The organism is Alkalilimnicola ehrlichii, from assembly GCF_003399765.1.
In the GTDB taxonomy this organism is placed as follows: Bacteria; Pseudomonadota; Gammaproteobacteria; order Nitrococcales; family AK92; genus AK92.
In genome coordinates, this window is the sequence record NZ_NFZV01000030.1 from 1 (window position 1) to 15,798 (window position 15,798).

2 protein-coding genes are annotated in these 15,798 nt (G+C 63.8%); both read left to right on the forward strand.

Going from position 1 to position 15,798, the window contains the following annotated elements; translation table 11 throughout:
- A partial coding sequence (locus CAI21_RS19495) for a HEPN domain-containing protein (RefSeq protein WP_181919544.1) occupies positions 1 to 682 on the forward strand: 682 nt, incomplete at its 5' end.
- A gap of 730 nt (positions 683 to 1,412) precedes the next feature.
- Positions 1,413 to 15,797 carry an Ig-like domain-containing protein gene (locus CAI21_RS19500; RefSeq protein ID WP_147305179.1) on the forward strand — a complete coding sequence of 4,795 codons (14,385 nt, stop codon included), beginning with the start codon at positions 1,413 to 1,415 and terminating at the stop codon, positions 15,795 to 15,797.
- The last annotated feature ends 1 nt before the right edge of the window (position 15,798 follow it).

The window sequence follows — 15,798 nt, forward strand, 5'->3', positions numbered from 1 at the left end:
CGTGCGCGACGAGACGACCGAATCGGACGCCAGCCTGGCGCACCGACTCAGCCAAACCTGCAACGCCCACGGCTTCTCCGCCTCCGTCCGCCCCATCGTTCACCGCTTGGCGCATGTTAACGAGAGCTTGAGCGAAGGGCGGTATTTCTTCCTCGACATCAAGCGCGAGGGCCGAGTGCTGTATAAGAAAAGCTGGGTGGAGTTGGAGGAGCCGCGCGAGCTCAGTGCCGAAGATCAGCTGCGGATTGCGCAAGAATATTTCGAAAGCTGGCTTAACCGCGCCAACAGATTCTACCGCATGTTTGAGTTCAATTTAGGCGAGAACGATATGGGCGGAGCGGCATTTACCCTCAACCAAGCTGCCGAAACAGCCTACAAGTGCATTCTCCTGGTTCATACCCTCTATACCCCGCAGGAGCATCGGTTAGTCTATTTGGCGCTGGAGGCCGCCGCGTTCGGCCCGGTGTACGAGGAAATTTTCCCGTGCCAAACCCAAGAAGAGCAGGATCTTTTCGACCTGCTGGATAATGCCTACATCGCCGGCCGCTACCGCATGGGCTTCAGCGTCGACCACGAGCACCTGGACTACCTCGCCGAGCGGGTACAGCGCTTGCTCGCCGTCACCGAGCAGATTTGCCAAGCGGAGATCGAGCGCCTCGCTCAGAATGCCGCCGAGGGCTGATCGCCTTCCGGCTAAGCACCTTGCGCGGCCTTTCGCTGGCAACGCCGGCAGGCCCCGAGCGTCAACCCTTTTTTCGGCCGGCAAAGCGCCACATAAAATCAATGAGTTAGAGAGGGGGCGAAAAAAGGGTTAAAGTCGGCCGTTGCGGGGTTGTCGCTGTCAAAACAGTGGGTTACGGTGTTTTCGCTCTAGTTCGTTGCCGCGTAGGCAGTCAAATCCTAGCGCGAGGTAGGTTTTCAACGAGGTACGCTACCTTTACTAACCGTACGGCCGCAGCGCGGCGTCTTGTCGTTGGGTAACGCTTTGATAATGAATTGCTTTTAGACGTGTTTAGCCCGTAAGGGCTAGTGTGTTGATATTCAGTACGTGCAAGAATCCCCATGTTTTAGGGGGAATGCCGAGACAACTTTCGTGCATTCGAGCCGTGCCACGGCACTTCTAGATTGAACTGAATGGGCACTGTTGCCGGGCGTTATGCACGGTAACGTCGGGGTGAGCTTTTTTGCTCTAAGAAGTATGACAGCGCTTCGGTGCGGTTTTTCGCCGTACGGCATCTAAGCTCCTTGCTTTTATTGCGATCGTTCTGCCTTAAAGAGCACCGAATTTTCTCCGATGAGGGGAGGTTCGGGGACTGCCTTAAGGGGATGATTCTTGATCAAAGCTTGCTTGAAAAAGATCCCCGTTTAAAAACTAAAAAACTATAAAGAGCGGGTACAGGCTCTTGCAAAAAATGCAAAGGAAAGGCCCATGGGATGGGCTTTATGGCGCCATTGTGGCTTTGGCGCTGGTTGCACTCCTCTTATGGGGGGCGAGTGCGCAAGCTGCCGCCGGGGTGGATATACGCGCTGCGGTCAGCTTGGGGCAATTTCCGGATTCGGCGCATTATACGGCGCGGGTGGCCGATTGCTCGCGGCTGCGAAGGCTGGAGGTCGAGCCCAGCGGAGAGTCTTTTGCCGCCGCCGAATTAAGCCGCATCAGCGGTTTCCCTTTGGCTTGTAGCGTTGATTTCGTTCTCACGGGCGCCGCCCGCTTCTCTCCTCGCCTGATTCTGCATTTCACCGACGGCAGTCGTGCCGAGCACGCTGAATCATTTGCTATCGAGCGCAATCCACCCAGCCTGCAATTGCAGGGCGTCGCCGTGGAGCAATTCGACGGTGAACAACACTTGGTGGTGCAGGCCACTGCCGCCGACGACGTCGACCTCAGCTACGTCGGTTTCTCGGTTATCGGCGTGCGCGCCTCCGAGCTGCGCTCGGTCGGGGGCGTGATTTCCGAGCTGGTTTCCGCCAACCGGGTGTTTGCCGCCACCGAAGGCGTTAGGCGAGTTTACCCGACTCGGGACGGGCAGACCCGCTTCGCCCTGTCGGTGCCGATGACGGCCGCCTTGGACGGTGCGGCCATCGCCCACGACGGCGTTGTACTGGTCGATTTGGAGGCGGTGGACGCTTCCGGTAACCGCACCTCGCGCTCGCAGATCAGCTTCACCGGCAGCGATGTGGTGGAAGAGGCTTCAGCGCTTACCGCGTCGCCGTCGCGGATTGTTTTCAATAACATGTTGCAGTCGGCAACGGTTATTCCTTCCGTTCAATTTCAGTTTCGCGGGCTAACCCCGCTGCCCGGGCCCGGTACCGGCGTTACCTATACTTCATCCCATCCCTCCCTGGTTGCGGTAACACCGGCCGGTACCGTTTATCCCTTGCGGGAAACCAACGGTGAGCCGGTTACTGTTCGGGTGTCCTATCAAGGCCTGCCCGATGTCGAGATTCCGGTTGAGGTCGACCTGACCAAGCAGTTGGTGGGCTTGGTGCTGGAGGGTCTGGACGATGCTACGTTCGAGCTGCCGCGCTTAAACGGTGCCGTGGCGTTGCCCCCGGTGCTGGGCGTGTTCGATGACGGCAGTCGTGCCGAGGTCGGTTCTCAACTCGCGCTGAGTTACCGCTTGCCGGAGAGCGCCGCCGGCGTTCTGAGCATCGATGCGCAAGGGCGGTTGACCGCCCAGGCGGTGGTACCGGCTAGCGTGCCCATTCCTCTGACGGTGGCGCTGAGGGACGACCCGGCGGTAAGCGTGAATGTGGCGATCACCGCGGTTGATGCTTTGCCGGAAGTGGCGCTGGAGGCGCCGCGCACCGCTACGGTCGGAGAGGTCATTAGGCTGCGTGCCGATGCCCGTGACGACGTCGGCATCGAGCAAGTGCGTTTCCTCATGAATGGCGCTGTAGTTGGCACGCGCCAAGCCGCACCGTATGAATTGACTATAGATATTCCGGAGCAACTTGCTAACCATGAGTTGAGCTTCGAGGCGTTGGCCATCGACACGGCCGGCCAGACTCAGCTTAGCGAGGCGCGACTAACGCGTGTGCGGTCGCAGCGGGACCTGGAAGCACCGGAGGTCGATTGGGAGTTGCCGGAGCACCTGGAGCGCCGCGTCGAGGGTACGCCGCTGCGTTTGCAGTTGGCGCGCCGCTTAGCCGACGTCAGCGAGTTCAACAACGACGTCGACTATATCGACTTTTACCTGGGCGGCGAGCGCGTCGGCGACGCCCATTTCCCGGTGTTGGATAAGCGTAGCCGGCCGAGCCCCGATGGGGGCGAAGAAGACGTGTTTTATATGGTCTGGCGGCTGGATACGGCTTTGGGCCGGACCTCCACTCGCGAGACTAGCGTGGCCGTGCATGCGGTGGTGCATGGTCGCAACGGCGCCAGCGAGCAGCTCGATTCGCGCTTGATCCGCGTCCTGCAGAATCAGCCGCCATCGGCGGTTATTACTTCGCCGGTGGCCGGCGAGTCGATCACCGCCGGCCGCGCCTTGGCGATTGCTGTCGATTTGATGGACGATACGCTCTTCATCGGTGCCGATGTCGAGCTGCTGGTCAACGGCCAAGTGGTCGAACAGCGCCGTTACGACGACCCTGAGCGGCGTTTTCAGCAAAGCGTGGCGCTACAGCAAGCGACGCAACGTTTCCGCTACGACATTACCGAGGAAATGCTTGGCGATAGCCTGGAGTTGCAGGTCCGGGTGGTCGATTTCCACGGCCAGGTCGGCCACTCCGAGCCGGTGCGGGTATCGGTGCGCGAAGACCAGCCGCCGACCGTGGCCCTCGTCAGTCCCACCGAAGGCGCGCATATTGTCGCCGGCCAGCCGGTCGAGCTGCAGGCGTTGGCGAGCGACGACACCGGCGTACAGCGGGTGGATTTCTACGCCGATGGCCGTTTGGTTGGCTCCGACGCGGCCGCGCCCTTTAGCTATGTGATGGCCACCGAAGCCGGCGTAAGCCGTGAGCAGGTCATGACTCTGCAAGCCGTGGCGCTCGATTTGCGTGGTCAGGAAGGGCGTAGCGAACCGGTTCAGGTGGTATTGGGCCGCGATGAAGAGCGGCCGGTGGTGAATTTGGTTTCCCCGGCGGTGACCGGCACCGAGGGCGGCGACAGCATTGCCCAGGTGGTGGAGGATAGCGAAATCGTCCTCAAAGTCGCCGGTTACGACAACGTTAAGGTCGAGAAGTTGACGCTGCGCGGCGTGCGCCAGGCAGGCTCGCGTTACGAGCTGACCGGCAACCCCGACGACGTGCTGGAGGCGCCGGACTTTGCACCGCAGCAGGTGCCGGGCGCGATGAACGCCTTCTCGGCGCTGAAGATCGTGCGCACGCCCTTGTTTTCCGGTGCCGACGTTGAGTGGGACCGCTACCCGGTGAGCGTGACCGCCACCGATGCCGCCGGCAATAGTTCGACCGCCGAGGTGGTGATCGTGGTGGCCGCCGACCAGCCGCCCGAGATGATCGCGGTGGAGCAGAGCCGGCCCGCCTTCTTCCCTCGCGGTCGCATCGAGTTGAATGCCCACGCCCGCGACGACAAGGCCGTGCAGGCGATGGAGGTGCGCTATTACCTCAACGGCGCCGCCACGCCCTTGTTCACCGAGCGCAAGGACGATAGCGACGGTTACCCGCCGGCACGCGAGTTCTTGCCCCGTTTCGTACTCGATCTGGCGGCCTACGATTTGCCCAACGAAGCGCATACCCTGCGCGCCGAATTCGTCGCCATCGACGACAAAGGGCAGCGCTCCGACGGCAATGGCCCCTTCGTGCTGGAGCTGCCGATTCGGCCAGATACCCAGCCGCCGCGGATTGCCATCAGCGAGCCGGTGCAGAATGCCCGTATCTACCGCGACAATCGGACCACCATACGCTGGCGTGCCACCGACAACGCCGAATTGGCCGCGGTCAGCTTCCACGTCGACGGCACCCAGATTCATCAGGAAGCCGTCTCCGGCGATGCCGCTGAAGGCAGCTTTAGCTATACCCCGCCGGATCGCGACGGCGAACTTGTTATCGTGGCGGCCGCCGAGGATATCTACGGCAACCGGGACGAGAGCAATTGGCGCTTTCAACTCGATCAAGACCAGCCGCCCACGGTGTCCATTCGCAGTCCGGCCCAGGGCTCGCGATTAGTCGAAGGCGAGCCGTTTACCATGACAGCCACCGCCAGCGACGATCGCGAAGTCGTCGCGGTCAATTTCTTCATTGAGCGCGTGCACACGCCGGCGAGCGGTGAGCCGACAGTAACCCGACTCGTCGAGCGCAGTTTCAGTGGTGAGGAAGTCGCCGCCGCGCTCAATGCCGGACGTTACTTAAGCGCCGGGCTGCGTACGCCGCACCGGCCGGACGATGAGGCCTACCGTATTCGAATCGGCGCTGAGGCCTTTGACAACGCCGATCAGCGCGGCGAAGCCCTGCTCGATGTCACCATCCTCAATGACGAAGAGCCGCCCAATTTGGTGATGGCGGAGCCGGACGGGCCGTTTACTCTGATGCCGGGCGATAGTTTTACGGTCTCCGGCAGTGGTGACGATAACTACTATGTCGACGATATTCAGGCCGTGCTGACCGATGCCGACGGCCATGAGGAAATCCTTGAGTGGGAGGTGCTGTCGCGTAACGATCGGGTCGAGCGGGTTACCATTCCTAACCCCGAAACCTTTGGCGAGTTAATCGTCGGCGAGCGTTTCTTTACCGACTTTAAAGGCCGTATCCAGCTGCCGCGGCGTTATCTCGATCACGCCGGCGAGCAGTACCGGTTTAGCCTCCGGAGCCGGGATTACGGTCATAACGAGGTGACAACGGCGGCCGTGCAGTTAACCGTTGCCGCCGACGAAGAGCCGCCGGAGATCAACCTCAGCGCGCCGAGCGAACAACTCTACGACCGTCAGCCGGCCTACATTCAGGCCTCGATTTCGGACAACGTCGCGGTGGCCGAGTACAGCGTTTGGCTGGACGACGCCGACGAGCCGCTAGCCGCCGAATCCGGGCTAAACGCCGCTATGGTGGAGACTCCGGTCATCGAGCTCGACTTGAGCGAATATGCGCCACTGCCCGCCGAAGGTCGCGAGCTGGAGCTGGTGATCCGCGCCAGCGACCAGGCTGGCAACGAGGCCGAGTTGAGGCGGCGACTTCAGTTGCTGCCGGATCAACCGCCCGAATTAAACCTGATCGACCGCGCGCCGAACGCTAACCCGGTGCGCGGCGGCGTCTCCTTCTATGCTCTGCGCATGCGGGACGACTATGCCAGCGTGCAGGACCCCATCCGCTACTTCCCGCTGTTCAGTTCGCTGAGCGGCCTGCTGCCGGACGGGCACCGCCAGCCAAAAGGTGGCCGGCAGGTGCTGCACGGTGAAGCCACGCCGGTGATTAGCCTCAACTACCCTGAGGCCGGCACGTCGACCACAACGCTGAGCTTTAATGGCGAAACCTACCTGCAAAGCGGCGCTGGCGTGCTGCAAGTGTATCCGGCTCCCAATTTGGAACACCCGCGGGGGGAGTTGCGCTTGGCGCTGAGTGGGGCCGCCAACGTACGCTACCGGGTGCGTACGCTGCACGACGACCCGTGCAGTGCCGAGGTGCGGGAGCAGACATTCGAAGCCGCCGACGGCGTCGCGCTCGATGCGATCCTGACGACTGACGTAACTGCCGCGACTATTGTCCCCGAGCCGCTGGACGCCGCCGGTGCGCCGGTGGCTACCTTTATCCGCGAGATTCGCATCGAGCGACGCACGCTTGCCCAGTTGCACCGCTTCCAAGGCAGTGCCGGCCAACACGCTATTTTGGTGCGGCCGGTGATTACGGTGGTGCTTGATGACGCGCGCGACGGCGAGATTCAGCCAGCCTTCCTCAGTGCCGGCGCCCAGGCGCTGACCACGAACGCCGACCACAGCCGTGGCTATGCGTTGCCGGTGCCGGCCGACTATTGGGCCCAAGCCTATACCGTGCTCGCTCACGCTATCGATCGCCACTCCGGCGAGCGCGATGCACTCAATCTGTTCGCCCTGCTTAGCCGTCACACCCAAGCCGATGAGCGGCCGCCGCAACTGAGCGTGGTGCAGCCGCGTAACGGCCAAGCCGTGGTGGCCGGCCAGCACCTGCAACTGGAAGTGGCGGCCAACGACGCCGAGGGAGCGATCGATACCCTGCGGGTCATGGAAAACCGCGGAACGGTGGTGCGGCAACTGGGCGGTCGGTTTGCCGCCGATCGCTTCAGCGTTCCCTACACGGTGCCTTTTGATCAAGCTGCGGGAACTCTGGAACTGTTGCTAGTGGCGGAAGATCGCAGTGGCCACGCGAGCGATTACCTGCTTACCCTACCGGTGGCCGTCAATGAGCCGCCTCAGCTGGCGATTCAAGAGTTCGCCAGTCATCGGGTCGGAAGGGAATATCGGAAAGTCTTTACGCAGGCCGAGCGTTTGAACGCCGGCGAATTTTGGGTGCGCAGCGGCGAGCAGTTCCACATCCGTGCCCAGTTAAGCGATGATTCGCAACTGCGCAGCTATGTGATCAACCGCCTCGATCGCGCCGGCAACCGTATCGAAGAGTACCGCCGCGACTGGGGCCGTAGTTGCCCCGAGCAGCCCACCACACGGGCCGAAGTCAGCGCCGATATTGCGTTCGCCCAGTCCGAACCCACCGAATACGAGCTGGTGGTGGAGGACGAGCACGGTCAAACCGCCACCCGCAGCTTCATCGTGCACCCGGAAGCGAACATGAACCCGGCGGTGCGCATCGTCAGTCCGGCGCAGGATCAATACATCGTTGCCGGCACTTTCGCCATCCGTGTCGGCGTGGTGGCCACCGACGATCGCGAGTTCGATTGGAATAAGGTCGAGGTTTATGCCAACGGCGAGCGGCTGAGCCGGGCGGAATCCCGCACCGCTATCCTGCGCGCCGAGGAAGTCGGCGGCGAGGGTGTGATCGAGCAAGCCTTCGCCTCGATTTACGACGAGATCGAAAGCCGCTACAGCATCGCGCTGGCCAACGAGCACGGCCGCCGCAACAGCCCCAATGCGGACATGCGTACCCTGATTATGGCGGTGCCCTCGGGCATGGTGCGCTATAACGAGGAACTCACGCTCACCGCCGTGATGCGCGACAGCGACGGCGCGGTGGGGCGGCACGAGATCAGCATCAACGTTGCCGCCGACGAAATCCGGCCGGAAGTGATCATCACCCGCCCCGAGCCGGGCTACGGCCCCACCGAGGCCTCCGATTTCACGCTCGGTTTTCGCGCTTACGATAACGTCAAGGTCGAGCGGCTGGAGTTGTATACCGCCTACGGCGTGCGCAGTGCCGACGGCAGTTATCGGATGACCGACTACGGTAGCCCGTTGGCGGTGATCGACGATATTGAGGCGCGCGATTTCCTGCCGGTTACCACGGTGAACATCGACACCCCCGAGTACACGCGGATCATCAACGTCGGCCGCCGGCAAGAGATCCTCGATCGGTTCCCGGACCTCGCCCCCACCGGCGAAGAACTGTTGGACGTGTGGGTGCAAGTCATTGCCCGCGATGCGGCCGGTAACGAACGGGCGCGGGAAGTCAGCTATCCGGTGCGGGCGGACGAGCCGCCGGTGGTCGATATCGTCAAGCCCGCTCCCGGCGAGCGGGTGGTCGAGGGCACGCGGCTGGCCGTGAACGTCAACGCCTTCGATGATGTCGGCATCGACTACGTGCGCCTGGTGGCGCGCCACGGCAGCGCCGGCACGGTGATTCACGAACAACGCCTGCGGCAGGCGCCGTACACCTTCCAGGTGACGCTGCCCGACTACGACCCTGAGGTCAGCGCCAATAACCGGGTGACCCTCAGCGTCGAGGCGCTGGATACCTACGGGGCGCGGTTCGGCGATCTCAACAACCACTTGGTGGAAGAGACAATTACCATCGAGTTGGTCGAGGACGAACCGCCGACGGTGGCAATCGGCCATCCGGACGACGGCGCCGAGGTCATCGAAGGCCAGCACCTGCTGGTGCAAGTCAATGCGGTCGACGATGTCGGCATCGAGCGGGTGAGCTTGCAGGTGGCCGGCCTGATCGGCGGCGACCGTACCTACACCGATACCAGCTTCCCGTATGAGTTCCTGGTCGAGATCCCTTACGGCCAGGCCGGTCGCGATTTGGAGCTGACCGCCACCGCCACCGAAATCCGCCTCGCCGGCGAGCCGCGGGTGGCCGAGACACCGGCCCCGGTGCGCGTGCGCGTCGAGGAAGACGTCGATCCGCCCGAGATCATCATCCGCCGTCCGGCTGCCAGCGGCGCCAGCGTGGTCGAACAGCGCAGCCTGCCGGTGGAGGCCGAAGTGCACGACAACGTGCGTGTCAGCACCGTCACTTTCGAGCTCTTAGCGGACACTGCCGGCAGCGGCAACTTCGACGAAGCCGACGTGATCGCACGCCGCTTGCTGTTGGCCGCCCCCTACGCCGCCGAACTCAAGCTGGCCTCCCTAGCCGACTACCTCGGCGAGGCGGCCGAGGGCGTCGAGCAGCTGAACTTGCAGTTGCGGGTACACGCCATGGACGGTGCCGGTAACGAGAGCCAGGAGCAGGTGCCGGTTACCCTGATGCGCAACCAGCCGCCCACCGTCACCGGCATCGATATCCTAGACAGCCGCGGTTTCAGTTTGGGCCGCGAGCTGGCCGAGATCACCGAAAATCGCGGCATAGTGGTGCACGTCACCGCGCAAGATCCGGAAGCCGGGGTCGACTCGGTGCGTCTGTTCAGGGCGATTACCGCGCCCGGCGCCGAGCCGAGCTACGAGCGCATCGGCGAGAGCGTGAGCGCGCCGTTCCAGTTCCATCTCAGCGTTCCGACCGGGCGGGTCGGCGACACCTTGAGTTTCAAGGCCGAGGCCACCGACGTCGACGGCTATGTGTCGGAAATGTCGGCCCCGCGCGATTTGTTGATCGTTGCCGACGAGCCGCCCAGCGCGCGAATTGTGCGCCCCGCCAACAACGAATCGGCAGTGATCGAAGGCCAGGATGTCGAGGTTTGGGTGGAAGCCATCGACGATCTGGGGCCGGAAGGCATCGATCGAGTGGTGTTCTACGTCAACGGCAACGCCGTGCACACGGCCTATAGCTCGGCCACCGACACCACTGGCTCCTTCGCCCAGGAGCATATTTATCGTGCGCTTATCACGCCGCCGGAAGGCGTCAAGGGCTTGGTGATCCACGCGGTTGCTTACGATGTGCTGGGTCAGCGCGGCGAGACCGAGCCGGTACGCGTGGGGGTGGTGGACGATACCGTTGCGCCGCGGCTGGAAGTGATCCAGCCTTTCCAGGGCGAGATTCTCACCGCTGGCGAGCCGGTGCGCTCGGTTGCCTTGGTCAGCGACATCGGGGTCGAGTCGCAACGCCGCGTCACTCAGCAGTGGCTGCGGGAGCGGCAAAGGGTGGACGGGACCTGGGAAGTCGTCGTCGAGCGCCAACGGCAGTTGTTCCGTAACGACGCCGACACCGACGGCGCCCAAAGCGACCCGGATCGGCACTACTACGTCTACCGCGACGAATTCGTCGACGGCGCCCTGCTCGCTCGCGACACCGCCCACAACGAGCGGGTGCGGGTGGTCACCACAGTGCGCACCGACAACCACAGCACCGAGAGCGAGACGCGCCACGAAATCGGCCTGCGGATCTCCGAGCGCCGCTTCCTGCTGCCGGGCCAGAACGCCCGCACCGAAGCGCGTAACGTCTACTACACGGCGGTGGATCACTATCGTGGCGAATACCGCCACGGCGCTTTGCTGGGAGCGTGGGCGACGCAGGATCCGATGCGCATCGAACAGGGCACTGTGTCGGCACCGGGTTTGAGCGACGATATCGCCTATCCGCGTACCGGCTTGTTCATCGCCGATGCCGTCGACGAGTCGCACGCCGACAACGGCGAGGTGTTTATCTATTCGGATTTGATGGCCGGTGCGGCGGAAATCTTCGCCGGTACCATTGGCGAGATCCACGCCGACGCTGACTTTGTGCTAGCGGCGAAGAGCGGCGTTACGGTGGCCGGCAGCGAAGGGCATGGCTTCGTCAACCGGATGCGTAGCCGGATCGACATCGACCCGGAAACCGGCGGCGAATACCTGGACAACACCGCCGGCGAGTTGTTGATCTTCACCGTCAACAACGCCGACGGCCAATTCGGCTTGCCCTACCTGCTCGCCGGCCGCGTCGACATGCCCTACCCGGACCTCTACGGCGTTACCCGGCGCGATAATCTGGCCCTGGTGGCCAACGGCCACGGCGGCGTGCAGGTGGTGGACATCAGCGACCTGAGCGCGCCTTATCACGTCGGCTACATCAAGCCGAACGGTTTTAGTCGCGACGTCGCCGTGCACGGTAACTTCGCTTTCATCGCCGCCTCCCACGAGGGGTTGGTGGTGGCCGACCTGGCCGATCCGAGCATGCCCATCGTGGCGCGCCTGGACACCTTCGGCGTCGCTAACCGACTCCACATCGAAGGCGAGACCCTGTATCTCACGGATATGGCCGGCGACGGCAACGTCTCGGCGCTCAACATCATCGATATCCGCGACCCCTACCAGCCGCGGCTGCGGCGGGTGGTCGACTTGCAGCCGGCGCAGGCCGACCTGGTGCCGGACGGTAGCTACGACGTTACGGTGGCGGGTGGCTTTGCCTACGTCAGCGTGCATTACTCGGACCAGGAAGATAAGCCGGCGCAGGCGCTGGTCGAGATCGTCGACCTGCGTAAGTTGGACGATCCGCGCAAGGACGCCACCGTGCCGGTGCTGACCCATCCGCAAGCGAGCGCCGAGGACTTCGCCGCCCGCGGCATGGTGCTGGCGCGCGGTGGAGTGCAGGTGGCCGCCGGTAAGCGCGGCATTAACCGCATCGAACTGGCTGGGTTGACCCTGCTGTCGCATCAGCCGGCGCGCGATGCCCGCGACGTGGCCACCGACCTGGCGCGGATTCGGCTGGAGTTCTCGGCGGTGCTGCCGGCCGGTGCGCCGTTGGCCGAGCATATCCGGGTGCTGGAAGGCGACCCCTTGATCGGGCGCGACGTGAGCGAGCAGTTCAGCCTCAGCTTTGGCGAGCGCAACGGCGAGCCGCACTATCGGATGGTTGAGCTGCGTCGCAACGACGACGCGCTACTGCTGGATAACACCGAATATCATGTGGTGGTGAGCGCCGGGCTGGCGCCCTTGGCCGGTCGCGCCCTGGCCGAGGGCTACAGCTTCGCCTTTACCACCTCGCCGGCCGGGGTTGCCGCCGCGCCCGATATCGCCTCGATCACGCCGCCGGTGGGCGGCATCGACGGCGGCACCAAGATTGTGGTGCGCGGGCATGACTTCGGCGACAACCCCGAGCTGTACCTGGGCGGTCAGCGCTTGCTGGTCGACCGAGTCGAGCCGCCGCGCGACGACGATCCGTTCGACAAGATCTACGCCCGCACCATCCCCAATTACCCGGGGCCGGCAGCGGTGACGGTGGTGAACGACGACGGCCTGCGCGACACCGTGCTGGGCGCGTTTACCTACGTCAATCTGTTGCACATCTCCTTCGTCGACCCGCCGGTGGTACGAGTCAGTCAGACCGGTGAGGGCGACCGCGTCAGCATCGTCGGCTACGGTTTCCACCCCGGTGTGACGCTGACCGCCTATCAAAGCGGCAACCCGGACACGGCGGTCACCGATACCGTGGATCAAAATCGCCTGCGGCTCTACAGCGCCGAGCGTATGTCCTGGACGGTGCCGAATTTCGACGGCTCGTATCGCGGCTTCGTCGATATCGAGATTCGCGACGCCGACGGTCGCCGCCATTGGCTGCCGAACGCCTTGTTCTACGGCCGTCTGCACGTTGACCGCCGCATCGAAGTCGAACGCCCGTTCTCCCGTAACGAGCTGGATCAGCTGCTCGCCGAGCGCAATCCGCACGTGTTCATTCCCGACCCCATGAAGTTGCCGCCGGGGGCGCCGATGGCGTTGGCGACCGATGCCGAGCTGGGCCTTGTGTATGTGCTTGGTCGTGGCGTGCTCGCTCAGGGCGTGTCGCCGGAGACGGTCAGCGAGTTGGACGACTTCTATAACCTATTCGCGCCGGGCTGGATTTCGCTGGTGCATTACCAGCCCGATGCGCTCGGCAACGCCGCGCCGATGCACGGTTTAGGCTACTTCAACCTGCCGCAGGAGCTGGTGCCGCGCGCCCTGCACCTGGCCGATGAGCAGCTTTATGTGGCGGCCGAGGGTTATGAGTTACCGTACATCAACACCCCGTACGAAGCGCAGCGCCTGATTCTGGTCTACGACCGCGAGGACCGGCTGCCGGGCAGCGGCGATGCCGAGGCCGCCGAGGGCAAAGACCGCGACATCCTGTATGCGTTGTCCCTGAACTTTGAACAGGCTCCGCGTCATCTGGCAAGCGCCGATGCGTTGTTATTCGCCGCTAGTCCGAGCGACGGCGTGGCCGTGATCTCGCTGGCCGACCCGCGTCGGCCGACGGTGGTTCGGGTAATTCACGATGTCATTGCCGACGGCCGTCGCATTGCCTTACGCCCCTCGGGCTTGGCGGTGAACAACGGACGTTTGTACGTCAGCGCCGGCGAGCACACCTTCGTCTTCGATGCTAGCCGGCCGACCTTGCCGCAGCTTGGCGTGGTGCCGCGCCAGGCCGGTCAGACCAGCCGTCTGGTTGCCGTGCCTGGACAGCCGCGCTTGGCGCGGCCGGGTTCGCGTGATCCCAGTTTGTTCCTCTTTAATACCGAAAGGCCGGATCACGTACGCTTGCTCGGCCGGCACGATAACCGCGGCTTCGATGTGCCGGGCAGTGTGACCGGCTTTGCCGCCGCGCCCGCTACCACCGCCACCGGCCGTACCCGTTGCGGTGGCGACGGCCGTATGTATCTAGCGCTGCACGATATCAGTCGCGCCGACCAGCTCGGCTTGCTGGATGCGCTGCCGGTGGGCAGTTGCGGCGATCGGGATGGCCGTCGTTTCGGTGAGCTCGACTTTACCGCCGATGGAGTCCTGACCGGCTTGATCACCGCCTATGGCGACGCGCAAGACCGGACCATGGAGTTGTTGCTGCTCGACACTCTGATGCTGGATCTCGACCATTCGCTACCGGCGGACGGCGAACAGGGCTTCGGCACCGATCAGCCCTTGGTGTTGTACTTCAACCGGCCGCTGGATCTGCCGGCTGGCGAGGATGCGCACACCTACCTGGCGCGTTACCTAGCGTTGTTGTACGACGACGGCGACAGCGGGTTGGCACTGCCCTTCAGTGCCGGCATCGACGCCGATAATCCGCGCCGGGTGGTGATTACCCCGCAGGCGTCGCTACAGGCTAATGCCGCTCACCGCCTCGAACTCAAAGGCGTGCTGGGTAGCCGTCGCACCGCCGGCTTGTTCGATTACACAATCCGTTTCCAAACCGCTGCCGGCCCCGGCGCGCGGCCGCAGATCGCGCGCGTCGAGACCGGCGTGGTGCCGACCACCGGCGGCGAGGCGACGGTGGTGGTGCGGAACGCCAACGGTGCGGTGTTCCTGGTCGCCGGTGAAAACGCGCCGATCCAGAGTAGTGAAAGCCTCGGCGCTGACGAGACCCGCTTTACACTTGCCGTGCCGCCGGGCTTAGCGGGGCCGGCAGAGCTCGCCGTGATCAACGGCAACGGCGGCCGGGACCGCCGTCTGGGGGCGATCAACTACGTCGAGCCGTTGGAACTGGTGAGTATCGCGCCGGCGCAAGGCACCGTGAACGGCGGCACCGAGGTGACGCTGAAGGGCCGCGGCTTCCAGTCCGCCCAGGTCGAGGTGCGCTTCGACGATATCCCCGCCGATGCCGACCAGGTGCGCGTGCTGGACTCTGAAACCATCCGCCTGGTGACCCCGGCCGGCCGTATCGGTACGGTCGATGTCGAAGTGCGTTTGGAGAACGGTCAGTTCGCCGTCCTGCCGGGCGCCTTCGAGTACCAACAGCCGGTGCAGTCCAACATCGAGGCCGCCGGCGATCGCATCTACGATCTGGCGCTCGACCCGACCGGGACTTATCTGGTGGCCGCCGCCGGCACCAGCGGCGTGCGCATCTACAATATCGACGCTTCGACCTACACCACCGATGCGGAAAACCCGCTGAATCTGGACGATCTGCGGCGTCGTATCGACTTCAACCGCGATGGCAAGGACGACCGTATTCTGGCCGAAGTTCGGCTGCCGCAGGGGTATGCGGCGTTAGGGGTGGCGACCTACTTCGAGCGTTCCACCGACCGTGTGTTCGTCACCGGCGCCCGGCTCTCTAACGGCCAGCCGGTGGCGGGGAGCGCGCGCTTGTTCGTGATCGCCTTTGATTCGCGCGACCTCAACAACACCAGCATCGTTAACCAGTTGCCGCTGCCGGCCGATTTCGCGCGCGGCTTAGAGGTGGAAAACGGCCACGCGGTGATCGCGATGGCGCAAGGCGGCATCGGCATTGCCGATGTCTTCTTGCAGACCAAGTCCTACCTCAATAGCCAGCGGGTGTTGCCCAACGAGCATGCTGCGTTGGATCTCCAGCGCTTGCCGATGGCGGCCGGGGAGAACAGTTTCTATGCAGTGGTTGCCGGCGAGTTCAATGTCGGCGCCAATCGCCTGGAGAATGCGCTGGATCGGGATACCGGCGGCTTCTACATGCTGGAAGGCAGCCCGGAACATGGGCTCCAGGTGGTCGCCGAGCTGCCGGTGCCGGCCAGCCGCGTCGCCGTGGCGGGCGACTACGCGTACCTGGCAGCCGGCGACGCCGGTATGGTGGTGGTCGATATCGGCGACCGCGTGCGCCGGCGATTGTTTCTCGCGTCAACGAATTAGG